We start from the raw sequence: 26,346 nt of genomic DNA, 5'->3' as shown, positions 1-26,346 counted from the left end.
TAGCGAATAGCCCGACGCCTTTCTTGGTCTTGCCTAAACAAAAGGCAAGGGCAAGAAAGGTGGGACGCCAAAAGAGACATCCTATCCATCAATAATGTCAACAGTAATAAAATGGAGTCATGTATCGAAATTGAATATACCAAGAGGCGTACAATAATAGTGGACTTTATATATATTTGCAGCATGTTTACATTCTTAAAATCCAAACCGATCTTGAGGGACTTAATCCCTGATCATCATATTGACATACACTCTCACTTGCTTCCAGGTATTGATGATGGGGCTCAAGCTATGAGCGACACCCAAGCTCTTGTAAAGGCGTTGCAAAGTTTTGGGATTTCTGAAATCATTACTACTCCTCATATTATTCAACATGTATGGAATAACACCAAGGAGGGTATTATTGAAAAGGAACAATCTACTTTAATTGACTTAAAAGCAAACGGATTTGTATTGCCTTTTAAAGCTGCAGCAGAATACTTGATGGACGATCTGTTCGTCACTCTTTTTCAAGAAGGCACTCTATTGACTTTAAAAGATAATTATGTTTTAGTAGAAATGTCATACATCAATGCACCAATACAGTTGTACAATATTTTGTTTGACTTGCAAGTGGCGGGATACACTCCAGTGCTAGCACATCCTGAACGCTACCTTTTTTATCACAACAACAGCAGCGAGTATGATAAACTTTTGCGAGCAGGCTGCGTTTTTCAATTGAACCTACTTTCGGTAGTAGGTTATTATGGTGAAGCGATTGCAAAAATCGCAAATCAATTACTACAGAAAGGCATGTATACTTATGTAGGCACGGATGTACATCATTTAAAACACATTGCTGCTTTTGAAAACAAAGTACTTTTAAAAGACCTAAAACCTCTTGAAGAAGCTATTGGTAACAATCAATTTTTTAAAAGTACAAGTCTTTAAAACCGGCTTGAAAACATAAGACCTAAATAACATAAAAAAAGCGGGTACTGCAGTTTAACACTACAGTACCCGCTTTTTTTTGGACGGTATTGTTTATTTGATTCCTAGTAGTCGTTTGTACCACACTTTTTTCTCGACTTTTGCTCCATAGCCGTAACCATAACCATAACCTTTAGTAGAATCGGTATCGTTTAGAAGCATACACATGTTAGGCAACTTTTGTTCTTTGAACAAAGTGTTTGGTATATTAAGCATTCGTTTTTCTAAGAAGTTAGCGCGAGCTACGTAGATAAAACAATCCGCATGTTTCGCTATCAATAAAGTATCTGTCACTAAACTTACGGGCGCTGTATCAACGATGATGTAATCGTATTGTTTTTTGAGTGATTCAAAAAGTCCATCTACTTTTTTATTCATTAATAACTCAGCTGGGTTGGGAGGGATAATACCTGCTGGTAGAATGTGGAAATCTTCAAAACCATCATATTTCACAATTAAATCTTCTAAAACTAGTGTTTTGCTAGACAAATAATTAGTTACACCACGATCTGGAATCGACAAATACTCATCTAGTCTTGGATTACGAATATCCATACCGATTAGCAAGACTTTTTTTCCTGATAAAGCAAAAGTGGCCGCTAAATTTACTGAAACAAAGGTTTTACCTTCTTTAGGAAAGGTCGATGTCAAAAAAATTGTTTTTGCGATACCTTCAGGCACCTTGGTCAACATAAACTCTAAGTTCGTTCGGATAATTCGAAGTGCTTCGGCGGTACTCGTACGGCTTTCTGACCTGATAATTTCAGAAGGAGAGTCTGATGAAGGAACATCACCAATAAAAGGCACTGAAGTTTTACCCTCTAAATCCAAGCGACTTTTAATTTTAGTATCCAAAAGATCCATCAAATAAATAATTGCAAAAGGAATTAACAAGCCTAAGAGCAAAGCACCAAGATAGATAATATTCTTTTTTGGAGCTACTGGCGTTTTTGAGCCTTTAGCAGAATCTACTACACGTGCAATTGACTCAGTAGCAGCAAGCGCTATAGCTGTCTCTTCGCGTTTTTGCAAAAGATACAAGTACAACTCTTCTTTTACTTTTTGTTGGCGAGCGATCACCCTAAATTGACGTTCTTGCGACGGAATTTTTTTTATTTTACTATTAAAAATACCTTCTTGACTTCCCAAATCTCTCTTTTGAATCATCAAATTGCTTTTTTGGCGACTTAAACTAGCGACCACATTTGATTTCAAGGCAGTGATTTGTTCACTAATTTTTACTACCGTGGGATTGGCCTCTGTTGCCGTTTTGAGAACTCGATTCCGTGTAAGCACTAATTGATTGTATTGCTCAATCAACTCTTTAGCCTCACCACTAGCAATATTAGCAGGTAACAAATCAGATGCGGTGCTTTTCTTTAAGAAATCCATTAATGATGCCACTACATTCAATTGGATATCTGTTTCTATTCCTCTATTGTCGTATTGGTTTGAACCCTCCATAAATAGCTGGGCCTCGGACTCAATATTTGTTAATTGATTATCCGTTTTAAACCTTTCAACGTTCTTCTCTACTCCATCGAGTTCCTCTGTTATTAATGCTAAACGATTAGCGATAAACTTTGAAGTATTTTCAGAAATAAAATTTTTATCTGCAGCAGCTTCTTCATTGTAATTCTGCACCAAATTATTCAAAAAATCCTCTGCTTTTTCAACCACAGGATCCACCATAGAAAGTTCGACAATACTACTCGTTTTACTTAATGGCGCCACATTTAAACGAGCTTTAAAACTTGCCGCCACACTTTCTAATGGGTTAATAACAATATTTATTGGCTTTACATCCTCACTATAAGGCTGCAAATTGACCAACGATTTATTGATCACTAAGGTACCGTATTTGGTTCTAATTGCTTGACCATAACGAAACACCTTTTTCCCACCCTCTAAAACATTTCCTTTGCCAAGCAAATCTGTAAACTGAAAAGTATCGTTAGACAAAGCTAGGTACTGATAGGATCGACTTTCTTTATAAAAATCAGATTTTTTTTCGAGGTAATTAATTAAAATTGGGGCACTATTATAAAGATTGGCACTCAATACCTTGCCTTCGACGATAAACGAAATATTCAAATTCATTTTACGTACTGTATTTTCGACTAGGCTGCGTGATTTTAAGATTTCGATTTCATTATCTAAATTACTTTTTCCAGCTGAAATTCCCATATCTGCGAATGCTGATAATTCAGATGACAAACCTCCCTTTTTATCATCTTTTACTAAAATAGTCATCGCCGCTTTGTATTGCGGTACTGAATATCTAAGATAAATAAAAGCAACACTTAAACTAAGTACTACTCCTAATACAAACCACCTCCAATAGTATAGATACTGATCTACAATAGCTCTTATCTGAAAATCTTGTTCAGGAGCATCGTTTCCCATTAAATTATTTTCCATGTTTACTATTTTATTTAGAAGAAGTTATTATCAATGTTGCGAGAGAAATCAAAATGCCTGTAATTGAAAAAATGAAAGTAGTACTTGGACCAATTGCAGACCCGTTAATTTTATTCTGATTAGGCTCCACATACACCACATCGTTTTGAGATAGGTAATAAAAAGGTGAATTCATGAATGATACTTTTGTAATATCGACTCTATTATAAGATCGAACACCATCTAGCTCTCTAATAATTAAAATGTTATTACGTTTCCCGTATATCGTCAAATCTTTTGCCATACTTATTGCCTCCATTAGAGTCACTCGTTCTGACACAATAGGAAAAACTCCTGGTGCATTAACCTCTCCTTGTACGGCGATTTTAAAATTACTTATTCTAAGACTAATTGTTGGCTTTTTGATGTATTTTGACAACTCCTTCTCCAGTGCTTGCAAAGCCTCACTGCGAGATAACCCACTAATTTTGAATTTCCCAATGGTAGGAAGATCAATATACCCATTAGCATCTACAAGGTAAGATGGTCGAGCATTAGCACCCGTAGACATATCAGGGGCTAAATTTAAGTTAAATGACTTTACTGCCTCTGCATCATCAGCATAAATCGAAAGTGACAGTACATCATCTGGTTGGATTTTAATTTCGTAGCTACTCAAGCCTTTTTGTACCCCTTGATTATCAATATCTTGATAATAAATCATATCTTGGCGAGAAGCACAAGACGAGAACAACAATACAAAAACAACAATAACTGCTAATTTCTGTCTTAGAATGTGTTTCATATTTATCAGTTTATAAAGGTGCCAAAGATAGTAATTATAATCATACAAACTTGTCACATTTATGCTTAGACACTTTTAAATTCTAGCATTAACTTACACTGCAACGCTTGCAATTACAACACCCCACTCGACTTTTTAACTTATACCAAACCGTCTGGATAAAATTACCTAACACTTCATTTATAATATTATCGGTAAAAAAAAAAAAAAAAAAAAAAAATAGAAAAAACTTTCGATAGCCTTCGCAAATTTAATAGCTATGTATCGATATGACTTTCTAATGATAATCAATATCATTAACATTTACTTTATTGAGGTTTCGACAGCGCTCATCCTTACAATGGCTGTACTCAGACTGACTTCGACTGCGCTCAATCTGACACTGATTCTGCTAATCTTGAGTTCGACTGCGCTCAGTCTAACATGAACTACACGCAGTTAAAACCTAAAAGGTGATGCCATTTTCTTAAAATTAAGGACAAAAAAAAACAGGCTCCTAAGTGCCTGTTTCGTTTAATCCTATTATTATATATCTATGTATTTTTTCTATTTGTCTAATATTTCGAAACTCGAATTCATACTCTTGAATTCGGGTACAATTTTTTTCATTTGCCCTACGATGGCATCCCCATCGAAATTTTTAGAAATTGATAACAATTCGTAAATCTCCTGGTGAAGAATCTCGTACTCCTCTTGGATTTCTTGAGCAATCATGATTTTTGCATGATGAGTCGGGATAGACTTTGACGTATCATTGAGAAGTTCTTCATACAATTTCTCTCCTGGTCTTAAACCCACTACTTCAATCTTTATGTCTTTTTCAGGCACAAATCCGGCTAATTTTATCATTTTACGAGCCAAATCTATAATTCGAACAGGTTTACCCATGTCAAAAATATAAATTTCGCCTCCTTTACCCATTGCGCCTGCCTCTAGCACTAATTGGCATGCCTCGGGAATCGTCATGAAATAACGGATAATATCTTTGTGTGTTATGGTTACAGGACCACCTTGTGCAATTTGTTTTGTAAATAACGGCACTACAGATCCATTGGATCCTAAAACATTACCAAATCGGGTGGTGATAAATTTTGTTGCTGCTTTTCCGTTCTCCTGTTGATTTTTCAACTGAAGTGATTGCACGTATTTCTCCGCGATTCTTTTACTAGCTCCCATCACATTACTTGGGTTTACTGCCTTGTCTGTAGAGACCATTACAAATTTTTTGACCTTATACAAACATGATAAATCTGCCAATAGCTTTGTACCTGCTACATTTGTAAAAATAGCTTGACAAGGATTGTCCTCCATTAAGGGCACGTGTTTGTAAGCTGCAGCGTGAAAAACAACTTGTGGCGCATAGGTTTTAAAAACCATATCCATTGCCTCTTCATTTCGGATATCACCAATTATAGTACGAACCTCAACATTACTTCCTAAAACCCCCATTTCTAGTTGCAAATGATGCAATGGCGTTTCGGCCTGATCCAGCATGATGACCAATTTTGGATTAAAAGTAATCACTTGTCTTACGATTTCGCTACCTATTGATCCTGCAGCCCCTGTAATTAAGATTACTTTATCTTTTAATTGTTTAGAGATCCCTTTATTATCTAAAACGATAGGTTTACGCTCCAGTAAATCTTCAATCTCAATGGTCTTTACTTTTTGCGAAATTTCCTTTTGATTTTCCCAATCCGAAATCAATGGTACGGTATAGACTTTTAAGTTATATTCTAAACATTGATCCACAAATGCAATTTGGTCTTCTTTAGACAACGACTTATCTGCAATAATGACACTTTGGGCATTTACAGATCGCATCAATGTTGGTAATTTCTTTTTCAAGACCAATATGGGTAAATCTAACATCCTTTTGGACGCATTTTGATTGTTTTTATCCACAAATCCGACAATTTTAAAACGAGCAGGTGTTTCAAAATTAAGTGCATTGGCAACCGAAATAGCATTTGCATCGGTCCCGTAAATCACCGTTCGAATAAGATTTGCGCTCTTTTTATCCGAAAAATACAATTCAAACGCTTGTTTCACCAAAACGCGGTATAAAAACAAACCACAAAAGGACAAAATTGTATTAAAAAATAAAGCCGTGTTTAATAAAGGTTTAAAACCAAGAGCAACCAAGCAAATAAAATTCAACAAGACGAATACTATCAACACTGCTGCTTGAGAGAAGAATAATTTTATAGCATCGATATAAGAAGAGTGTCTAATTATACCAGAATAGGTACGGAAGAGCCAAAAGAAAAACAAATTGGTTCCAAAAAAAGAGGAAACAAATGCAATGTTGTGATGGGTCACAATGTAATCCATCCGCATCCCTTTAAAAATTAAATAAGTAGACACGAAACAAATCATTAAAATCATCATGTCAATACTCACAATAATCCATCTCGGTAAGTAGCCTAAGTTTTTCATGTTTATTCTCAAATTCAGCTTATCTGCAATGGCAGCGATAAATTGAGTAGGTTTTTTTGTAGAAGAATTACGCAAAATTTTTGATTGATTTGATATAACTTACAGGACAAATATAAGAATTAAAATACGTTATTACACACCCGCATTTCTAAAAATATTTTTGAAATTACAAACCTGATTTTTCTGAAAACAACTATAGGATATGTTGCGGTTATGTATGGGGTATGTACGGAGTATGTATGGAGTATCTAGGACGAAGAATGAATTAATATTACAACTAAAAAAATCAAATTGTGACTTGTTATAAACGCAATATTTCTATCGAAAATCATTTTGTTTTCATCGGATTTTTGATTGAAAGAGTTTTCCACTAACAAAAATATTTTACAAATAGTTATAGCGTATTTTTTGTCTCAAGTCAAAAACAAAAAACTATTTTACTATTCGCTTTCGAATTTAGACAAAAAAAGAATGCCGACACGCAGGGTGAAATTGATTTTTACTTTCGATTTTATGCCTGATCAAGTTTTTTTTCCAAAGGTTGGGGAAGAAAAAAGTGTAGCCCCCTTCCCTTGAACTGAGGAAATGGAAAAATTTCAATTAAAACGGTTCTCGATATGCGTCACTTTGCGTAGCGAAGCGTACCGAGAAGTGTTGTTCGGTTTTACTACATAAAAAATACTCCAACTGACGTTCCTACTAATTTCACTCAACGCGTTATTTAAAACTGACTAGTATTTCCATTATTGCTAAATTAATTCGTGTTTTATCATCTTCAGTCAAATTCGACCCTGATGGCAAACACAATCCATTTTCAAACAGGTCCTGAGAAACCGTTGTACCATAATAGGCATATTGCTCAAAAATAGGTTGTAGGTGCATGGGTTTCCATAATGGTCTCGATTCTATGTTGTGCTCGTCAAGTGCCAAGCGTAATTTCTCGCTAGTCAAACCATTTGTTTTCTCGGGATCTATGACGATAGCGCTTAGCCAATAATTTGCAAAATAATCCGAGTCAGGCGCGGTGAATACAGTTATACCCTCTTGGTCTTGAAATAATTCTTCGTAAAAATCATGCATTTCACGACGTTTTGCTACATGATCATCTAGTACTTCCATTTGTCCGCGACCAATTCCGGCACAAATGTTACTCATTCTGTAATTATAGCCAATAACACTATGCTGGTAATGCGGTGCTGCATCTCTTGCTTGGGTAGCATAAAAAATGGCTCGCTCCTTAATTACCTCTGATTTTGCCACCAAAGCACCACCTCCAGAAGTGGTAATAATTTTGTTACCATTAAAAGACAGGACGCCAATATCACCAAAAGTGCCACATTTTTGGCCTTTGTACGTACTGCCCAATGCTTCTGCGCTGTCTTCTAAAATAGGAATCTCGTATTGATCTGCTATCGCTCTTATGGCTTCAATTTGATACGGAACTCCGTATAGATGCACTGCAATAATAGCCTTAGGCTTTTTTCCTTTGGCTATTTCCTGTACAATTGCTTGCTCAAGTGCTTCGGGGCAAAGATTCCATGTAGCGGTCTCACTATCTATAAACACTGGTATTGCACCTTGATACAAAATTGGATTTGCTGATGCAGAAAAAGTCATACTTTGGCATAAAACTACGTCACCAGCCTGTACCCCAAGGAGCACCAACCCTAAATGCAATGCTGCTGTACCTGAACTTAAAGCGCCAACATGTGCGTTGTTCCCTAAGTACGATTCTAAATCTTTTTCGAAACCACTAACATTAGGACCCAAAGGCGCTACCCAATTACTATCAAAAGCTTCTTGTACGTATTTTTGTTCATTGCCTCCCATGTGTGGAGAGGACAACCAAATTTTTGAATTATTCATTCTTTTTATATTTTATAATTTTTCCAGGATTACCAACTACAACAGCATAATCTGGCACATCTTTAATAATTACGGCTCCTGCGCCTATTGTAACCCATTTACCAATTTGAATTCCCTGAATGATACAAGCACCAATTCCTACATGTGTTCCCTCGCCTATTATCACATTACCTGCTACAGCAGCGTTAGGTGAGATGTGTACAAAATCACCGATGCTACAATCATGCTCTACCAAAGCCCCCGTATTTACTATACAATGTACTCCTATTTGTACATCCGCATGCACAACAGCGTGCGCCATTACCACGGAGCCAACCCCTACGTTTGCATAGGATGAGACGGTAGCTTTAGGATGAATTGCTTTAAAGAATTTTTTAGAGGACCAAGTCCTTGCAATCCCTTTACGCACGGCATTGTCTCCAATTGAAATAAGTAACTTCCCTTGAAACTGATTTAATTCAGTACTCCTATATACTGGAACTCCCAGTAGATCGTACAAAAGTGGGTTATCATCAACAACGCCATCAACTGATTGATTATTCGACTGAATTAAGTCAAACAACACTTTACCATGACCACTTGCCCCGTACAAAAATAACTTCTCAGCCATTGAAAGGTTCAATTGTAGCTGCATTAGCAGCGTTAATACCTTCGCTTTTTACTACTTTTTGAATTGTCATTAATAAAATTTTGAAATCTAGTGCAAAAGACTGGTTATCTACATAAAAGACATCCAATTCAAATTTTTTATCCCAACTTATGGCGTTGCGCCCATTCACTTGTGCCCAACCTGTAATGCCTGGTTTTACTTCATGCCTGCGATTTTGAAAATCAGAGTATAAATGTAAATAGGATACTAGCAATGGTCTTGGCCCTATTAAACTCATATCGCCTTTTAACACATTAATTAATTGAGGAATTTCATCTAATGAGGTTTTGCGCACAAAAGACCCAATTACTGTCAATCGCTCTGCGTCTGAAAGCAATTTACCAGTTGTATCCTTTTTTTCATTCATTGTTTTGAACTTAATAATTCGAAACACTTTCCCGTGTTTACCTGGTCTGCTTTGAAAGAAAAAGGGTTTGCCGTGATTGGCAAAAAACAATCCTATGGTACAAATCAAAAATATAGGGCTAAGCAAAACCAATCCTATTGCACTGGCTAATTTATCAAAAATGATTTTAAAAAAATCTTTATACATCATATAAAATTCTATTATACTCAGCCGCTATGGCTTCCCAAACTAATCGCTGTTGGTACTTTTCAACAATTACACTTCGTGAATTGAAAGCTAGTTCGTTACAAAACACCCTATTTGTCACCAATTGAAACATACTATCAAAAAGTTTTACATCATTTTTTACAGGCACTAAAATTCCGTTGTATCCTGGTTTAATAATTTCATTACATCCAGAAATATCGGTCGCAATTGTGGGTAACCCCATAGCTCCTGCTTGCAATACTACATTTGGAAAACCTTCGCGGTAGCTAGGAAATACGAGCGCATTGGCTATCGAAAAATACTTCCGCACGTCTTTTTGAAAGCCAAGTTCAATGATACTATTTGACTCATGAATAGCTTGTATAGTGTGTTCATCAAGCGGGTCGAGTTCAGGCTCTAGCCGACCTACCAATAGTAGTTTGATTCCCCTAACTTGTGACTCCAATTTCAAAAAGGCAGCCACCAATTCTTTTAAACCTTTATCTGCTACTAAACGACCAACAAAAATATAAACAAAATCAGTTACTTCAATATTCAATTCTTGTTTTAGTGCGACAATTTTAGCTGGTTCTAGTTGTTTGGGGTCAAAATATTCTACATCAATTCCGTTCACATTACCGTTTGCCAATACCGAAAGCTTTTTATTAGTGATGCCAAACTTTTTTAAATCCTGAAGAACTCCTTGCCCCTCTGGATAAATATGTGTGGCAAACAAACACAGAATTTTATCCATTACAATTAAAATTTGTTGCAGGATACCTGTTTTTGAAGGAAAAATTAATCCGGTGAAAGTATGGATCCTTACAGGAACTCCTGCAAAAAATGCGGCAGTCATGCTTAACAAGCCCGCTTTTGGCGTTATAGAATGTACAATATGAGGTTTTTCAGACCGAAACAAACGGTACAATTTCCAGAGAGAAATAAGGTCCTGCCATGGTTTGATCGGTCGTTGCATAGGCACTGAAACAGTTCGCACTTTTTCTCTTGACGCCACTGCTTCTAAGTGTTCATCTGCTCCTGAAACTGCAACTACATCATATTTTTTATTTAAAAAAGCGAGCTGTCCTTTCAATAAATAATCCAAAGACATGGCTACCGTTGCTGTTCGGATGAGTTTAGGTTTAGTCATTTTATACCAATCAAATTATTTATTCTTAGATTTCACGATGTAATAAATGACTTTTAAAACCACAAAAACTCCGAAAGTAAATCTAATTTTCGCGAAATAAAAGAGACTCCTCCAATGTAACGGTGAAAAACTAAAATCTAGTTTTGAAAAAGCTTTTACGTAAAGATCATCATTTAAATAATCCTTTAAATTTTTGTACTTTTTAACAAAAGAATCCGAACTACTCATTTCGTTAATTCCCAAACCAATAAGACTTAAGGACACTCTATTGTAATAAGCCTGCTGAAAATCTTCATTTTTGTTGGCAATCATTGTATTGATTTTTACAAACAAATTTTTCCAGTCTAAAAATAAATTTTTCTTATTTGTCGAGGTAAATGAATTTAAATTATACCTTCTGTAATGATACAAAGGGCTGTCAATAACAAAACAGGTTTTACAATATTCAAGATATTCTAAATTAAATAACAAATCCTCTGATGTTCCAATTTCTTTGGTTGAAATAAATTGTAATGAATACCGCTTTATAATGTCACTCTTGTATATTTTTGCCCAAACGGTCACTAAACTATCAGCTTGTGATGGATCAGACAATTCTTCTTCCAGTAGCCCTACAATTCTTCTTTGAATAAACTCTGACGAATAAAACCCTGCACAATTTAATTTGCGTATTTGAGATTTATTAATAAATTCTCGGTAATAAGAGGCTAGGACTAAATCATGATTCGCAGCATATTTTGACATTTGTTCCAAACAATCTACATCAATCCAATCATCGCTATCAACAAACATGATGAAGTCACCTCTCGAGAGATTGATACCTGCATTACGGGCACCCGAAAGTCCTGTGTTTTTTTGATCAATGTATTTTACACGAGCATCTTTCCGCGCATAATCCTCAATAATTTGCAGGCAATTATCAGGGCTTTCGTCATTAACTATGATAATTTCAATATTTTGATACGTTTGGTTTATCAAACTATCCAGACATTCCTGAAGGTAATATTCAACATTATAAACAGGAACTACTATTGAAATTAAGGGATGAATCATACTATTATTCATTTATCATTGATTTAAAATCGGCCTGTAAATCCTTAATAATATTTTTTTCATTATGGTTTCTCTTACCACAATCCCATGCTTTACTTGCATATTCATTAATTTGTTTCGGAAAGGCTAATAAATCTAATAATGTCTTTTTTATATCGGAAACATCAGCAACACAGATGGCGGCATCCTGGGATTTAAGGTATTTGTAAGGAGAACTCTCTTTAGAGCAAATGGCCAAAATTCCTCTTCCGGTATGCATTAAATCAATAATTTTAGTAGAGAAAGAAAGTCTGGTGAGTAATCGCTGCTTTAATTCGAATGATTCTACATGCAGTACTAAATCAGCCTCCGCATATTTAATAGTTAACTCTTTCATCGAGACCTTACCTAATAACAAACTGTTTTGACCATCATCCAACAACAATTTTAGTTTTTCAGTGATGGGTGTCTGTGTATAAATATGGAGCTGAATTTTAATCCCATTTTGATTTATTTCTTTTATTGCGTGTGCTAATTTATGCAATGTTTTATAACGGTTGTAAATTAGATTTCCACCGTACATTAAAATTAAAGGATTTCCACAGTCTATTTTTAACGGAGGAACCCCTTCAAAATTTCCCGTTTTTTTCAATACTTTCATTGGTACTTTCAGTACCGGCTGATATTCTTCAAGCTGTTCTTGTGTCATTGTATACAACAAGGAATAGTGTTTTGCGGTAGCAATAACATTTTTTCGCAATAGTAGTCTGTTAAACCAGTATACAGGAGAAATAGAAAACTGACGAAAGGTAAGATGATCATCAGAAACGTAAGAAATCATTTTTTTTCCTGTCAAATTCGCTACATAACGATCAATACGGTGCATAAAAAGACTATAATACATTGGTGCAAAAATCACATCTGGATTGTAGTCTAGAACAAATTTCTCCAATTCAGGTGTTTGCCATTTTGAACCTCTCCATATTAAATCTTGCAGGGTGTGAAATATAGGGAAGTTTAATTTTTTTAAAAAAGTAAGCCAAGTAGCACTTGAGGTACTTGCTACCTCTTTGCTATCTTGATTCAAATAGTCTGAAGTTTGGAGTTCTCTTCCAAAAGTTTGGTTTTTAAGGAATGCTTTTATGACTTCTCCTTCAGAAATATGAAAATATTTTGTACAAATAGCATTAGAAGGCATTGCTGGATTCGTATAAATTTGCGCAAATTCATATTCGTCAGTAAAAGTGCTGAACAAATTAGATAACACATTACCGCCATTACTATCGTCGCGCCAGGATTCGCCAGAAATTACTAATATTCTTTTTTTATTCATTGTATTAAACAATTTTTTTTAAGCTAGGCCATTTGTTCATCACAAAATGTACTGTTTTAAAAATTTTAGCTCCTAATTCAACCCCAAACAACTGTATTATTATTTTACTCATTACCGTCTTTTTACCTTGCGCATATTTTAATATCCCGACATTTTTTTGCAGTGCTGCATACAATGAGCTTTTTTCATTTGCAGGAACATCCGCATAAATAATGTAAGCCGTTATATATTGATAGGCCAAGTAAGACAACAAGTAAGTATTGGTAGGGGATAAATCTTTCTCTAATAAAGGCCTCCATTTTGATACTGAAAACAAAATATCTATTGCACTTTTTGAATCGGCAGTTGTCGTTATGGCTCCCGGTCTGTTTTTGATATACATATAAAACGCATCATTCACTGCATCGAAAGATGCTGCTTTGCTAAACGAATGAATAAGCCAATCAATATCCTCGGCTTTAATGCCAGTGACAAAGAACAATTCATGCTCTAATACCAAACTTCTTTTAATAGTTAATATCCAAGCCGAACCTGGAAAATGATGCGTTGCAAATAAGGACTGTATTGCGGCATCTTTCCCTTTTCTAATAGTTGCTATGTCATAATTTCCTCTTGCTACTCTGGTGGTATTGCTCTCTACAAATACATCTTTAGCGCCATACAAAATGATATCGGCGTTGGAAACTTGCATGGATTGTACCAAGTTAAACAAGCAATCTTTACCGTCCCAATAATCATCGCTATCTAAAAACATCAGGTATTCTCCAGTAGCAATTTTCATACCTTCATTACGAGCATCTGACAAGCCACCGTTTTTTTTATGGATGACCTTTACTCTGGCATCTTTTTTTGCAAAAGCATCGCAAATTGCAGGACAATTATCGGGTGAACCGTCATCAACAAGGATAATTTCAATATCCTTAAAATCTTGATCCAACACGCTATTGATACATTTATGCAAATAGGCTTCGACTTTGTAAACCGGAATTATAATACTGATTAGAGGCATTTAGTTTAATTTATTAGGCGTAAATTTTTTATAAATAGATAAAATTAATTCTTTTTCATATTTGTTTAAGCTAAAAAACCACATAACAAGCAGGTATACAGCAGCAATTAAACCAGCCTTAATAAAAAAAACAACAAAATTAATCGCCGAAATATAATAATTCAATGCCAAACCAAATGCTAAAACTATTGCCAAAGATGGTAGCATTTTAAACAAACAAGCCTTCAAGAAATAAAATATATTTATTTTCATAATTTTATAATAAAAAATATTGACACCTATCACTTCAAAAATTATGAGAGAAATTACAATGCCCATAGCAGCACCTATTGTGCCAAAATATGGTATCAGAAACACAGATAAAACCATACTCGTGATTGCGGCAACCATATAAATGATAGCTTTAAATTTAATTTTGTTTTCAACATATAACAATGTGGAAGCAATTTCTTGAGTAAGCGTAAAAAAACCAGGAAAAATTAGCATAAGTACTATGGGAAAAGAATTAGTAAACTCAGACCCCATCCAGAGGATGATAAATTCTTGCCCCAAGGTTATCATACCAATGTACAATATCCCAATTAAAAACAATTGAATTCTACCTACTTTTACCATTAATTGCAATACTTGCTCTCTATTTGCGGAAGTAGATAATAAGCCAGAAACTTTTGGTAAGAATAAACCATTTAATGCACTGGCAAAGGTCCAAACATAACTCTCAATTAGTATCCCAATTGAAAAAACTGCGATAGCCGTAGTGCCTGAGTAAATACCCAAAAGAGTAGGAGCAATATTTATAATCAAACGTTGTGCAATTCCGAGTATACTGCTCCAAATAGAAAAACTAAAAAGTTCTCGGGTTAAAGTTTTACTTGTATATTTTAGATCGATTCTTATTGCAGTAGTTTTAAATATATAGCTCAATTTAAACACAATAACAATAATCCCTATAAATGCATTTATGGCAATTAGGGCGTACAATTTATAGCCCAATAAAATGGCACAAACCATAAAAAGTATTACCCCTATTTTACTTAAAATATCGCAAAGCTTAAGTACAACAAAGCGTTCATAAGCAATAAAAATGCCGTTCAGAGACATGAACGGGAACGAAACCACACTAAACAAACCTGCAATTACATAGATGATTTTGAATTTTTCAATTTCGGCTGCATTTAATTGCATGAAAATATTTTGAATAAAAAAAAACACAACTATTAGCGCTGTCATCATTATTAAGCTTATACCTAAATAAATTTTAGTAGTTAAACTCAACAATTGGTTTACCTTTTGCTCCTCATTTTCAGCGCGATATTTGGCTAAAAAACGAGCCGTTGCTTGACCTAAGCCAAAATCAATCGTAAAATAAATTAAAAAAGAAGAAACCAAAACATACAAACCATAATCTGATTTACCAATACTTTTAACCATCCAGGGAGTATATATTAACCCACTAATAATATTAAAAATAATAGATATATAGGAAATAATTGCTGCTGTTTTAATTTGTTTATTACTGCTTTGAGTCACTATGATTCTGTTTTAAAATGGTTACATTATGATTTTATATTTTTTCAAAAAAACCTTCAAAATCTTTTTAGAATGTTACCTACTAAAATATCTAAAAAAGGAAATTATACCATTTAAACCAAAATATTTAGCAATCCAATAAAGAATATCATGTTTAAAACTTTTAGACATCCTGGAGTATTTCAGCACAAATTTGTTTTCATCTAATCTTACAAGTAAATCTTTTTTCAATTTAACATCCGATAAAACGTTCGCATAAATGTGAAGACTTGATAGGTAAAGTGATACAAACCTTTTATAAAGTATCTTCTTTTGAGAAAGTGAAATATTTTCTCCTTCAAAAAATTTTATTATCATACCCGCTGTCAAAGCCTTATCATTTGCTTTCCTAAAATAATTTTTCTCTGTATTAATGCGAGTTACTGAGTTATCTGGAGTTGTTCTAAAATAAATTAATTTAGGCATGATACAAACTTTTTCCGCATAGTAAAAAGCTTTAGGTGTCCATTCTTCATCATCACTGATAAGATTTTTAAATAAATTATTATCAAAAATTGCTCTTTTAAACAACCTCGAACAAGGTGTTGGATGATAAATATCTTCTTTTAATAAATATTCAAGTATATTTAAACCTGTAGAATTAGTTATTTTAGGCTTATTTGCTTCATTCCAAACACTTAAAAAATCAGTTATAACAATGTCACTTTTATTTTCGTCTGCTAGTCTTACCATCTCTTCAACACCATGGTTGTCACAAAAATAATCATCTCCATCCAAAAAAGTTAGATACTCGCCCGTCGCATGCAATATACCTGTATTTCTGGCAATAGCGTGTCCGCCATTTTCTCTATGAATTACCTTAATCCGATTATCTGCTTTTGCATAATCATCACATATTTGTGGAGAATTATCAGTGGAGGCATCATCAACTAAAATATATTCAAAGTCTGTAAAACTTTGCGCAAGAACAGAACTTATGCATTTATGAATTAATTCCTCCTTGTTATATACAGTAGTGATTATGGTTACTTTTGGATTTATATTTCTGGTCATTATTTTTTACTAATATGAATTAATAATTATTATTAGAGCTATTTCTATATTTTGTTTTGGATGCAAAATTGCTTCTGATGGTTTATTAATGACTAAACCTTCTTTTGAAACCTTTAAAAATTGATTTGAAATCACCTCCTATAATACGATAGGTAACAGACTCAATTAACCTGTAAAATTTTACCAAAGGATATCCGTTTCCCATTAAACGATCAAGCTTTTTTTTAAATTCAATATCATTAATAATATATTTGGGATGCTTTAATGGAAAAGTGACGGTGTAGGTCTTCATGTAATACAAGCTTCGCAGGCCTTTAGGCATGTACTTTATTGAACTTACGGAATTTGCACCGTTTTCAGACATTCCTATATTTGTTATTAAATTGTATTTCGGCACTATATTTAATTGTGAATTCAAAAATAAGTTCATTCCATGTTGATATGACCACGAGCTTAATCTAACACCTTGTGAAATACTTTTTAATTTGTCTTTACCTTCTTTATAGTACTTCTGTCCGTATAAATTATTTATTAATCTTTCTGCGTCTCCATCTTGTACATAATCTAAATTATATTCCATGTTATCCCACACCCTCTTCCAAGTAGCCCATCCCCAAATTGAACCTGAAGTTGTAAAAAAGTAGTCATAAGGAGTTGAATCATAAAATTCCAAATTGTTCATTCCACAAACCATACCTACTCTATCATCAACTTTATATTTCTCCAGTAAATCGCTTGTAAATTCAAAAAAGCCCAATGAAGGAACGCAATCATCTTCGATTATTGCTAATCTGTCTACATATTTAAATGCCCAAGAGAGACCAGAATAAACTCTCAAACCACAACCTAAATTTTCATCGGAATAATTCTTAAAAACTTCACATTCCCAATCTACATCGTCAACTATTTCGCGACATTGTGAAATTTTTTGAATATCATTTGTATTCTGTAAACGTGGACCATCTTGTATTAAAAACATTTTTTTTGGTTTAGCTGCCCTTATTGCTTCAAAAGTAACTGCTAATAAGTCTGGTCGAGCAAAAAAAATTAAAGCTATTGGCACATTTGTTTCTGGATTATTCATATTTACTTTGAATTATACGTTTTAACAACATAGTTGTAATTACAAAAATATAATGGAAGGGATCTTAACAGACTTGAAAAAGATTTTTTTAATTTCCACATTGAAACTTTGCTTGGCGCTGCAATTTGAGAAATCGACATCGATTCTTTATGAAAAACTCCAGATGTTTCATAAACTGCAGCTCTTAAATTGACTTTATGTAAATACCATATTAAATTAATTTCTTCCCAATATAAAAAGGTACCAGGAAAGGGATTTTTATAATATTTGAAAAACAATGGTGTTAAAAAAAAAGCACTTCCGTGAAGACTATATTTGAACGGTGTGAAGTTATTGTGCATTCCGGTACTATCCTCATTTGCATGGTTGTTTTTTTTGTATTGTTTGTACAGTCTATTCATCCCTGGTGAATTCAAAAATAAAGCTAAAAACAAACTTAAAATTGCTTTAAAGGTAAAACTTTTGATATCATTTACATTAATTGTTGGTATTTGCACAACCCCGAATTCATCTGTTACGGTGGGTGAAAAAACAGCTACATCATCCTCCACACTTAATTTAAATATATCATCTATTAAATTTTCATTTAAAATAGTATCACTGTTTAAAACGAAAATATAATCGATACCTAAAACATTATTTGAATAATTTATTCCAACATTGTTTCCCTTAGCAAACCCCAAATTATTTTTATTTCGAATAATGGTTATTAACGGGTGCTGCCCAAACTTTTCCATTAAAATAAAAAATGAATCGTTCGGTGAACCATTTTCTACTATAACTACTTTGAAGTTTTTATTTTTTTGGTTAATAATACTCTCAACACAATCAATTGTGTCAGAATAATTGATGTAATTTAAAACTACAATTGAAATGCATTTCATCTATTTAAAAAATTAAAAAATTATCAACTAAAAGTATTGTGTTATCTTCAGGATGCAAACTATCTTTAAAAAAATCTATTTTTTTAGAATTCTTCATCACTAGAAAAAGAATTTACAACACAAAATATTTTTTTTAAAAGTAATTTTCTCCTAAGCGCATCTCTTCCCAAAAAAAGCCATACGGTGCGGCATTCCCATTTGCTTTTAAAAACAATACAATCAAGATAATAACAGTGAAAACGGTAAGATGTTTTTTTACCCTTGGCGAAACTACTTGAAAGGAATAGATTATTTCTGGAATAAATAACAGCATAAAAATAGAAAAATACTGCACGACCCTCATTGCAGAGGGATTTACCCAAGTTAAAGGAATGAAAAGTAGGGCTACTGCAAAAGCGTTATAATACTGTTGTGCTTTTATATTGTTTTTTAAAATAATTTTACTTCGAAGCAAGGCCGCAATAGAAATCAATAAAAACAGGGTGGTAAATGTTGAAGTACCGGCCGCTGCATTGATACCATATTCTTCATAACCACCTAAGGCCTTTAAATAGGTAGACAGACTCTCTCTAAAAACCATGATAAAAGGAAAAAGAATCAAGACTATTCTGAAAAAAAACTTCGGCTTACTAATTTGTGCAATGAAATAAAAAGGGATAAAAAGAAGCACCGATTTATGTATGGTTGAGGCTATCAAGATAATGATCAAGAATAAGATTAACTTTTTTCTTTTAATCAATTCAAAGCCATACAATGCTGCTGCCGTTGCAATGGTCTGTCTGTGACCGGTTATAGAGAAGAAACTATAAAACAAAACAGAATAAATCACAAAAGCCAACATAGCATCAATTAGCCTTGTTGTATTTTGATAAATAAAATTTCCCAGAGCCGTAAAAAAAATAATGGCAATTACCATTAAAAGGAATTGGTAGTCTGGAAATGTACTTGACACTAGTTTTTCAAAAACGGAATAACCCGGATCTTTACCAATATTATAGCTGTAAAAATCAATAATTCTTTCATAAACTTCATGCCATGAATTTCGCATGGAATCATTAAAAGATAAAAAATACGCATAAGTATCAGAACCAACCGCTACATTCCGCAAGCCAGATTGTAACAGCAAAATCGCGCAAACAATGCGGATGTACTTTTTTCTAATATAATCACTTTCAGAATCTTTTTTTCTAGAAAAATGAAATCCTAGAATAAGGATTAAAGCAATAATTATTAAATGTATAATCATTCTTGTAATATATTATTGTAGACACCAATAGTTTGTTGAATATTGGTGGCGTACTCAAAATTTTCAACAACACGTTTTCTGCAATGTGTAGCATAATGTGCTTTGGTCTTTACTTTTATCTTAAAAATAGCTTCCATTACTTGCTGGACATTTCTTTTTTGTACCACATAGCCACAATTGCTATCAATAATTTCTGGACAAGCCGTTGCATCGTACACTACAGCGGGAGTACCACAACTCAAAGCTTCTGCAATTACTTTTCCAAAGGTATCTTCAGTAGATAAATGAACGTATACATCAGCAAATGAGTAGGCCTTGGCCAATTCAACAGGACCATTTAAATAATCAATATGTTTAATATTCTTCGGCAAATACTCTGGTTTATCCACTTTACCAATCATTATTAGTTGCATATCATCAGGTAGCATAGCTGATAAAGAGATAGCATCTTGATATTTCACATCAATTTCATGCCAACCGGCACTAACCACTAGAACAGTAAACTTGCGGGGTGATACTTCGTACTTACTATGAAAATCAGTGTGCAGCAACGGCTTAAAAACCTCATGATTCACCCAGTTATAAATAGGTTTAATGGGATATTTATTTAAAAAGGATTTACTCACTTCGCGAGCAAGCCATTTAGATACTGGAACTATGGTCATGTTTTTTAAACTAGTAAACCATTCTTTTTTGTCGTCAAACATAACACTGGAACGATCCAAGAGCATGCTAGGCGGATATTTTTGAACTTGAGGACAGTTGTTACAATGTATTTGCCATTTAAAACATTGAATATCCGTATAATGGGCGCATTTACCAGTAAAAGCCCAACAATCATGAAGTGTCCAGACAACAGGTTTTTGCACTTCAATAAGGTATTTAAATAAAATTTCTAAATTCAAATAATTACCATGTAAGTTATGAAGATGGATAATATCCGGATTATAATCTTTTATAAAAGCAATTAACTTTTTGGTTCCTGAATGTGTAAAATAACCTTGTTTTCCAAAAATTCTAGAGCCTAAATTGTGTAAATGATTTTCGGTAGAAGTACCTATTTTAAATCCATTTTTATATCCTTTGGTAACTTGACCATAAGCGATAAAACATTCGTGACCATACAAATCTAATTCAGTAGCAATATCAACACAAATTGATCCTGTGCTACCATAACCGGAAACTGAATTGATCATTAATACTTTCATATTGCTTTAATTATCAGTTCTCCAAACAGTTCTCTTTACATAGTCAGTATAACTCAAAATGATACGCACCATCTTTTCCGAAACATTTGGCATTGAATAATCTGTCACTTGACGTAGCGTGCGACTTTTTTCCCTACTTTGATTTTTTAATTGAAGTAAAGCTTGCATAATTCGTTCCGGATTAAGACCAACCATCATCACAGAAGCTTCCTCCATTGCCTCAGGTCGCTCATGGGCTTCCCTTATATTTAGAGCTGGAAAATTTAAAATTGAAGATTCTTCAGATATTGTACCACTGTCAGACAAAACAGCGAATGATCTCATTTGCAATGCATTATAATCATTAAATCCTAAAGGTTTTAAAAATTGAACTTTCGAATGCATCTTAATATTTTTCTTTTCAATCATATTTCGAGTACGTGGATGGGTACTGACAATAATAGGAAAATTGTATTTTTCAGCAATCAAATTTAAGCTATCCATTAAGCTTTGAAAATTTTTCTCACTATTAATATTTTCCTCTCTATGCGAAGACACTACAAAAAACTCTTGCTCCTTGAGTTTTAATCTTTCCAAAACATCGGAGGACTCAATTGCTGGTAAATAGTGATTAATAACTTCAAACATAGGTGAACCTGTTTTGATTATTCTATCTGCAGGCAAACCTTCTCTTAATAAGTATTCTCGTGCAATATCACTATATGTCAAATTTATATCTGAAACATGATCTACAATTCTTCGATTAGTTTCTTCCGGTACTCTTTGATCAAAGCAGCGGTTTCCCGCCTCCATGTGAAAAATAGGAATCTGTCTCTTTTTAGCAGGAATTGCACAAAGACAACTATTTGTATCGCCTAGAACTAAAAATGCATCTGGTTTTTCAGCTTCTAATAAAGGGTCAATCTTTATCAAAATTTGTCCAATTGTTTCTGTTGCAGTAGCACCAGCAGCACTCAGAAAAAAATCTGGTTTACGAATGGATAGATCATCAAAAAAAATTTGATTGAGTTCATAATCGTAGTTTTGCCCAGTATGAACAATAATATGTTCAATTGCTTCAGAAGCATCCAACGCGGCCATTACCCTTGACAATCTTATGATTTCTGGACGTGTGCCAACAACTGTCATCACTTTTAGTTTTTCTTTCATATTATATTAATTATACGTTCTCAAAATAGGTGTCAGGATCGTTCGGATCATAAAATTCATTGATCCAAAAAATGGTATATAATTCCTCATCACCTACATTTTTGATATTGTGCGTATACCAAACTGGCATGTCAACATAAGCTGGTTCATCACCATTTAAATAAAAATCATGTGTATCTTTCGTTCCTATTTGTCTCAATTGAATTAAAGCCTTTCCTTTTATTACGGCAAAACGTTCAATTTTTCGGGTATGAAAATGATTTCCTCTAGTTATTCCTGGTACAGTCGTGGAGAAAGAAACTTGTCCGCCTACATTCAACCGAATTACCTCAACGAATGCGCCTCTTGGATCTGTATGCTGCGTAAATTTTACAGGAAAATGATTAGCAATATCCATATAGCAACGAAACGTATTGAATAAATTCACTTCGAATCGGCTATCTAATTCTGGAATAATGCCGTTATCTTGATAATCTGATTTGTATTTTTCTAATAAGGAAAGGATTCTAGAAACTTTAGATTCTGATGTATGTGGCACTAGAACTTCATCTTTGCTTTCACCAGATCTAATTTCTTTTACTATTTCATCTACCAATTCACCAACATAAATAAGTTTCAAATCACCATCCACATCAATAGTTGGCGTTTCATTTCTAGCAATTTTATGACTAAAAGTAGCTACAACTGAATTATAATTTGGATGACCAAAAGGTCCAAACACATTTGGAATAATTAATCCTGTAAAGTTTCCCTCTGATTTTTTTGCCCAACTAGCTAATAATTCTCTTGCTTCTTTTTTAGACTTGCCATACAAATTATCTCTTTCTTCTTGAGTAGATGATGAAAAAAGTACATGAGCTTTGCTTTTAGTGGCTTCAAGCGCAGTAACCAATTTAGTTGCTAAACCTACATTAGTATCATAAATGACATGTGGGTCGTTGTGTCTATTCATCGCTGCAAGATGCACAATAACATCACATTTAGAAACAAACTCGTTTAGTTTAACTTCGTCCTCAAAAAAGTCTTTTTGAAAATCTACTATTTCAAATTCTTCTTGAAAAAGAGCTAAGGTATTGTACAAATGTTTGCCAACAAATCCGGCTTGTCCTGTAATTCCAATTTTTAGCATAGTGTGATTCTTGTTAAAGGGAGACCCTTTCTATTTTGTAAAATAATTAATATCGTATCGGTATTCATCATTAATATCGCCTAATAAATAATCAGACATCAGTAATAATTTTGAGGATTTCTCTAGCGATTGAATGCTTGAAACGTATCCCGAAGGAACGTGTAAAACATCCATTTTTTGTGCATCTAAAATAAATTCATGCTGAATTAAATTAGTTGAAGGAGCATTCCAGTCATCAATTGCAATAAGAAAAATTTTAAAAGAACCTTGAATTGCAGAAAACCAACGTTGCTCAATTTTATGACCTTGCCAACCTCGAACAAATTTAGTATCCCGATTTTGAATAGTGTAAATTCTTTTTACTCCAAAAGCATTAAAGTCATTATTAAAATGCAAAACACCTCTATCATCGGCATTACTATTTCCTTTAATTAATTGCGGAAGCACTTTCATAATATTGAATTTAAAAACTATTTCTTAATAACTGAATACTCATCACTGAACACTGTCCATTGATCACTAATTACCCTGGCATTTGAGGCACATCTTCACCAAAAACTTCTTTTCTTATTAATGGTAAATGCGATAACAACTTTTTCATTCCTTCTACACCCAATTGCTCCGTATTATGAGAATGATAATCTTCAACAACAGACACCTCTTGTTCGCCTTCTGAAAAATACTGAGCGTAATTCAAATCACGATTATCAGCAGGAATTCTATAAAACTCTCCCATATCTTCTGCCTTTTGCATTTCTTCGCGAGTACACAAAGTTTCGTAAAGTTTCTCACCGTGGCGTGTACCAATAATTTTAACTTCTGTAGTAGCGTTACATAACTGTTTCAAGGCTTCAGCTAAATCACCAATGGTACCAGCAGGTGCTTTGTTGACAAATAAGTCGCCTGCATTACCATGTTCAAAAGCAAACAAAACTAACTCTACTGCTTCATCCAATGACATTAAAAAACGTGTCATTTTAGGATCGGTAATAGTGATTGTTTGATTATTTTTTATTTGTTTTAAAAATAATGGAATTACAGAACCTCTAGAAGCCATAACATTTCCATAACGCGTTAAACAAACTGTGGTATCTGGATTATTTCTTGAAGCAGCAATAGCAACCTTTTCCATTAATGCTTTAGAAATTCCCATAGCATTTATTGGATAAGCAGCCTTGTCCGTACTTAAGCAAATGACTTTTTTTACTTTATGAAAAGATGCCGCATCAATAACATTTTGAGTACCAAAAACATTGGTTCTTGTTGCCTCTAATGGAAAAAACTCGCAAGAAGGAACTTGCTTCAGTGCAGCTGCATGAAAAACATAATCAACACCACGCATGGCACGTTCTATACTAGCATAATCACGAACATCCCCAATGTAAAATTTTAATTTATCATTTTGAAGTTGATTTCGCATATCGTCTTGTTTTTTCTCATCTCGAGAAAAAATTCTGATTTCACTGAAATGATCTGTGTACAGAAAACGATTTAATACTGCATTACCAAAAGAACCCGTTCCGCCAGTAATTAATAAAACTTTGTTTTTTAACATGTAATTTTTTTTTTAATTATTCTTGAAAATTAAATCGTATCTGCAAAACACAAATTTTTACAGGGAAATGTAATTTCTTATTTAATTATTTTCAAATTTTTAGTATATGTGGTAACTCGAGTATTTGGTTGGTTGACAAATGTATTTCAAAAAAAAGTTTTGAATGTAACTGTATTGATATTTAAAAAACTATTTCTTAAAATTATCATTTTCCATTCTTAAAAAGCACCACATCAGCAGCCACCATTTCTTGAACCAAACTGGCAAGTGTATATTTAGGTTTCCATCCTAATTGTTGTTGCGCTTTTGTGGGATCGCCCAAAAGTAAATCAACCTCGGTAGGTCTAAAGTAAGTGGGATCTACGCGCACCACGACTGTTCCTATTGCTACTTTATTTTGGTTTTTTGTTTGAATTGCTTTCAAACGTTCAGCATCAATTTCAGCTACAACTCCAATCTCATCAACTCCTTCGCCTTCAAAACGCAGTTGATAACCTACCTCAGCAAAAGCCATTTGTACAAAGTCGCGTACCTTGGTTGTAATTCCGGTAGCGATCACAAAATCTTCTGGTTTTTCTTGTTGCAAAATGCGCCACATGGCCTCTACATAATCTTTGGCATGACCCCAATCGCGCTGCGCTTCTAAATTACCCATGTATAAAATGTCTTGCTGACCTAAAGCAATTTGTGCCACGGCACGTGTGATTTTACGGGTAACGAAAGTCTCCCCGCGCAAAGGTGATTCGTGATTGAATAAAATACCATTGCAAGCAAACATTCCGTATGCCTCTCTATAATTAACAGTAATCCAATAGGCATATATTTTAGCGACCGCATAAGGCGAACGTGGGTAAAAAGGTGTCGTTTCAGATTGTGGAACCGCTTGTACCAATCCGTACAATTCAGAAGTACTAGCTTGATAAATTCGGGTTTTTTTCTCTAAGCCCAATAAACGTACCGCTTCTAAAATTCGCAAAGTTCCTATTCCATCCGCATTAGCTGTATATTCTGGGATGTCAAAACTCACTTTTACATGACTCATAGCACCCAAATTGTAAATCTCATCTGGTTGCGTTTCTTGAATGATTCGAGTAAGATTCATCGAATCAGTCAAATCACCGTAATGCAATTTGAATCGCTGGTTTTTTTCGTGTGGATCCTGATACAAATGATCGATTCGCGTGGTATTAAACGACGATGCTCTGCGCTTGATACCGTGAACCATGTATCCTTTATCTAATAAAAGTTCGGCTAGATATGCGCCATCTTGACCTGTAATACCTGTTACTAATGCTACTTTCAT

22 protein-coding genes are annotated in these 26,346 nt (G+C 33.9%); 1 reads left to right on the top strand and 21 read right to left on the bottom strand.

Features of this window, described 5'->3' with window-relative positions; genetic code table 11:
- The first annotated feature begins 183 nt into the window (after positions 1–183).
- Complete coding sequence (locus KBJ98_RS13110) at positions 184–930, top strand: tyrosine-protein phosphatase (protein ID WP_210791290.1); 747 nt, start codon at positions 184–186, stop codon at positions 928–930.
- Positions 931–1,023: 93 nt separating this feature from the next.
- On the opposite strand, the gene KBJ98_RS13105 is transcribed toward KBJ98_RS13110, so the two are convergent.
- The 21 genes from KBJ98_RS13105 to gmd form a co-directional block, all read right to left on the bottom strand.
- A complete protein-coding gene (locus KBJ98_RS13105; protein ID WP_210791289.1) occupies positions 1,024–3,390 on the bottom strand; it encodes a GumC family protein in 2,367 nt (788 codons plus the stop codon).
- A gap of 10 nt (positions 3,391–3,400) precedes the next feature.
- Positions 3,401–4,174 carry a polysaccharide biosynthesis/export family protein gene (locus KBJ98_RS13100; protein WP_210791288.1) on the bottom strand — a complete coding sequence of 258 codons (774 nt, stop codon included), beginning with the start codon at positions 4,172–4,174 and terminating at the stop codon, positions 3,401–3,403.
- Between the two features lie 546 nt (positions 4,175–4,720).
- Entirely contained in the window at positions 4,721–6,613 is a 1,893-nt protein-coding gene (locus KBJ98_RS13095) for a polysaccharide biosynthesis protein (RefSeq protein WP_225899137.1), read from the bottom strand.
- 717 nt (positions 6,614–7,330) lie between these two features.
- The gene (locus KBJ98_RS13090; RefSeq protein ID WP_210791287.1) at positions 7,331–8,479 is read right to left on the bottom strand and encodes a DegT/DnrJ/EryC1/StrS family aminotransferase; all 1,149 of its coding nucleotides are present in this window, start codon (positions 8,477–8,479) and stop codon (positions 7,331–7,333) included.
- Positions 8,472–9,089 (bottom strand): acetyltransferase, encoded by a 618-nt coding sequence (locus KBJ98_RS13085; protein WP_210791286.1) that lies wholly within the window; start codon positions 9,087–9,089, stop codon positions 8,472–8,474. Before KBJ98_RS13085 ends, KBJ98_RS13090 begins: the two co-directional genes overlap by 8 nt.
- Positions 9,082–9,681: a sugar transferase gene (locus tag KBJ98_RS13080; protein ID WP_210791292.1), complete on the bottom strand. Its 600-nt coding sequence runs from the start codon at positions 9,679–9,681 to the stop codon at positions 9,082–9,084. The genes KBJ98_RS13085 and KBJ98_RS13080 overlap by 8 nt, the downstream gene beginning before the upstream one ends.
- The gene (locus KBJ98_RS13075) at positions 9,674–10,831 is read right to left on the bottom strand and encodes a glycosyltransferase family 4 protein (protein ID WP_210791285.1); all 1,158 of its coding nucleotides are present in this window, start codon (positions 10,829–10,831) and stop codon (positions 9,674–9,676) included. Before KBJ98_RS13075 ends, KBJ98_RS13080 begins: the two co-directional genes overlap by 8 nt.
- Positions 10,832–10,846: 15 nt before the next feature.
- Positions 10,847–11,896, bottom strand: a complete 1,050-nt coding sequence (locus tag KBJ98_RS13070) for a glycosyltransferase family 2 protein (protein WP_210791283.1) — start codon at positions 11,894–11,896, stop codon at positions 10,847–10,849.
- Positions 11,889–13,196: a glycosyltransferase family protein gene (locus tag KBJ98_RS13065; RefSeq protein WP_210791281.1), complete on the bottom strand. Its 1,308-nt coding sequence runs from the start codon at positions 13,194–13,196 to the stop codon at positions 11,889–11,891. Before KBJ98_RS13065 ends, KBJ98_RS13070 begins: the two co-directional genes overlap by 8 nt.
- 4 nt (positions 13,197–13,200) lie before the next feature.
- Positions 13,201–14,205: a glycosyltransferase family 2 protein gene (locus KBJ98_RS13060; RefSeq protein WP_210791280.1), complete on the bottom strand. Its 1,005-nt coding sequence runs from the start codon at positions 14,203–14,205 to the stop codon at positions 13,201–13,203.
- Positions 14,206–15,735 (bottom strand): oligosaccharide flippase family protein, encoded by a 1,530-nt coding sequence (locus KBJ98_RS15325; RefSeq protein ID WP_317192501.1) that lies wholly within the window; start codon positions 15,733–15,735, stop codon positions 14,206–14,208. It abuts the gene before it with no gap.
- Between the two features lie 75 nt (positions 15,736–15,810).
- Complete coding sequence (locus tag KBJ98_RS13050; RefSeq protein ID WP_210791276.1) at positions 15,811–16,788, bottom strand: glycosyltransferase family 2 protein; 978 nt, start codon at positions 16,786–16,788, stop codon at positions 15,811–15,813.
- An 85-nt stretch (positions 16,789–16,873) separates the two neighbouring features.
- Positions 16,874–17,767, bottom strand: a complete 894-nt coding sequence (locus KBJ98_RS13045) for a hypothetical protein (protein WP_210791275.1) — start codon at positions 17,765–17,767, stop codon at positions 16,874–16,876.
- Between the two features lie 107 nt (positions 17,768–17,874).
- Positions 17,875–18,756 carry a glycosyltransferase family 2 protein gene (locus tag KBJ98_RS13040; protein WP_210791274.1) on the bottom strand — a complete coding sequence of 294 codons (882 nt, stop codon included), beginning with the start codon at positions 18,754–18,756 and terminating at the stop codon, positions 17,875–17,877.
- A 133-nt stretch (positions 18,757–18,889) separates the two neighbouring features.
- Entirely contained in the window at positions 18,890–20,002 is a 1,113-nt protein-coding gene (locus tag KBJ98_RS13035) for an EpsG family protein (RefSeq protein ID WP_210791273.1), read from the bottom strand.
- The gene (locus KBJ98_RS13030) at positions 19,999–21,210 is read right to left on the bottom strand and encodes a glycosyltransferase (RefSeq protein ID WP_210791272.1); all 1,212 of its coding nucleotides are present in this window, start codon (positions 21,208–21,210) and stop codon (positions 19,999–20,001) included. Before KBJ98_RS13030 ends, KBJ98_RS13035 begins: the two co-directional genes overlap by 4 nt.
- Before the next feature lie 6 nt (positions 21,211–21,216).
- Positions 21,217–22,359 carry a non-hydrolyzing UDP-N-acetylglucosamine 2-epimerase gene (gene wecB / locus KBJ98_RS13025; RefSeq protein ID WP_210791271.1) on the bottom strand — a complete coding sequence of 381 codons (1,143 nt, stop codon included), beginning with the start codon at positions 22,357–22,359 and terminating at the stop codon, positions 21,217–21,219.
- Positions 22,360–22,369: 10 nt separating this feature from the next.
- Positions 22,370–23,488, bottom strand: coding sequence for a polysaccharide biosynthesis C-terminal domain-containing protein (locus tag KBJ98_RS13020; RefSeq protein WP_210791270.1), 1,119 nt, complete (start codon positions 23,486–23,488; stop codon positions 22,370–22,372).
- 30 nt (positions 23,489–23,518) lie between these two features.
- Positions 23,519–23,941, bottom strand: a complete 423-nt coding sequence (locus KBJ98_RS13015; RefSeq protein WP_210791269.1) for a WxcM-like domain-containing protein — start codon at positions 23,939–23,941, stop codon at positions 23,519–23,521.
- 70 nt (positions 23,942–24,011) lie between these two features.
- The gene (locus KBJ98_RS13010) at positions 24,012–25,043 is read right to left on the bottom strand and encodes a polysaccharide biosynthesis protein (protein WP_210791267.1); all 1,032 of its coding nucleotides are present in this window, start codon (positions 25,041–25,043) and stop codon (positions 24,012–24,014) included.
- A gap of 205 nt (positions 25,044–25,248) precedes the next feature.
- Positions 25,249–26,346: a GDP-mannose 4,6-dehydratase gene (gmd, locus tag KBJ98_RS13005; RefSeq protein ID WP_210791265.1), complete on the bottom strand. Its 1,098-nt coding sequence runs from the start codon at positions 26,344–26,346 to the stop codon at positions 25,249–25,251.

The organism is Flavobacterium erciyesense, from assembly GCF_018069925.1.
Classification (GTDB): domain Bacteria; phylum Bacteroidota; class Bacteroidia; order Flavobacteriales; family Flavobacteriaceae; genus Flavobacterium; species Flavobacterium erciyesense.
Note: the sequence above shows the minus strand (reverse complement) of the source record. Positions and strands in the feature narration are given on the sequence as shown.

What these genes read in the sequence shown, in the direction of transcription:
- KBJ98_RS13105 (WP_210791289.1), bottom strand. Translation starts at nt 3,390, where the DNA reads ATGGAAAATAATTTAATGGGAAACGATGCTCCTGAACAAGATTTTCAG.
- KBJ98_RS13110 (WP_210791290.1), top strand. Translation starts at nt 184, where the DNA reads ATGTTTACATTCTTAAAATCCAAACCGATCTTGAGGGACTTAATCCCT.
- KBJ98_RS13020 (WP_210791270.1), bottom strand. Translation starts at nt 23,488, where the DNA reads ATGCTAAAAATTGGAATTACAGGACAAGCCGGATTTGTTGGCAAACAT.
- KBJ98_RS13085 (WP_210791286.1), bottom strand. Translation starts at nt 9,089, where the DNA reads ATGGCTGAGAAGTTATTTTTGTACGGGGCAAGTGGTCATGGTAAAGTG.
- KBJ98_RS13050 (WP_210791276.1), bottom strand. Translation starts at nt 16,788, where the DNA reads ATGACCAGAAATATAAATCCAAAAGTAACCATAATCACTACTGTATAT.
- KBJ98_RS13080 (WP_210791292.1), bottom strand. Translation starts at nt 9,681, where the DNA reads ATGTATAAAGATTTTTTTAAAATCATTTTTGATAAATTAGCCAGTGCA.
- KBJ98_RS13095 (WP_225899137.1), bottom strand. Translation starts at nt 6,613, where the DNA reads ATGAAAAACTTAGGCTACTTACCGAGATGGATTATTGTGAGTATTGAC.
- gmd (WP_210791265.1), bottom strand. Translation starts at nt 26,346, where the DNA reads ATGAAAGTAGCATTAGTAACAGGTATTACAGGTCAAGATGGCGCATAT.
- KBJ98_RS13075 (WP_210791285.1), bottom strand. Translation starts at nt 10,831, where the DNA reads ATGACTAAACCTAAACTCATCCGAACAGCAACGGTAGCCATGTCTTTG.
- KBJ98_RS13040 (WP_210791274.1), bottom strand. Translation starts at nt 18,756, where the DNA reads ATGAAATGCATTTCAATTGTAGTTTTAAATTACATCAATTATTCTGAC.
- KBJ98_RS13035 (WP_210791273.1), bottom strand. Translation starts at nt 20,002, where the DNA reads ATGATTATACATTTAATAATTATTGCTTTAATCCTTATTCTAGGATTT.
- KBJ98_RS13010 (WP_210791267.1), bottom strand. Translation starts at nt 25,043, where the DNA reads ATGTTAAAAAACAAAGTTTTATTAATTACTGGCGGAACGGGTTCTTTT.
- wecB (WP_210791271.1), bottom strand. Translation starts at nt 22,359, where the DNA reads ATGAAAGAAAAACTAAAAGTGATGACAGTTGTTGGCACACGTCCAGAA.
- KBJ98_RS13100 (WP_210791288.1), bottom strand. Translation starts at nt 4,174, where the DNA reads ATGAAACACATTCTAAGACAGAAATTAGCAGTTATTGTTGTTTTTGTA.
- KBJ98_RS13065 (WP_210791281.1), bottom strand. Translation starts at nt 13,196, where the DNA reads ATGAATAAAAAAAGAATATTAGTAATTTCTGGCGAATCCTGGCGCGAC.
- KBJ98_RS13015 (WP_210791269.1), bottom strand. Translation starts at nt 23,941, where the DNA reads ATGAAAGTGCTTCCGCAATTAATTAAAGGAAATAGTAATGCCGATGAT.
- KBJ98_RS13045 (WP_210791275.1), bottom strand. Translation starts at nt 17,767, where the DNA reads ATGTTTTTAATACAAGATGGTCCACGTTTACAGAATACAAATGATATT.
- KBJ98_RS13060 (WP_210791280.1), bottom strand. Translation starts at nt 14,205, where the DNA reads ATGCCTCTAATCAGTATTATAATTCCGGTTTACAAAGTCGAAGCCTAT.
- KBJ98_RS13090 (WP_210791287.1), bottom strand. Translation starts at nt 8,479, where the DNA reads ATGAATAATTCAAAAATTTGGTTGTCCTCTCCACACATGGGAGGCAAT.
- KBJ98_RS13070 (WP_210791283.1), bottom strand. Translation starts at nt 11,896, where the DNA reads ATGAATAATAGTATGATTCATCCCTTAATTTCAATAGTAGTTCCTGTT.
- KBJ98_RS13030 (WP_210791272.1), bottom strand. Translation starts at nt 21,210, where the DNA reads ATGAAAGTATTAATGATCAATTCAGTTTCCGGTTATGGTAGCACAGGA.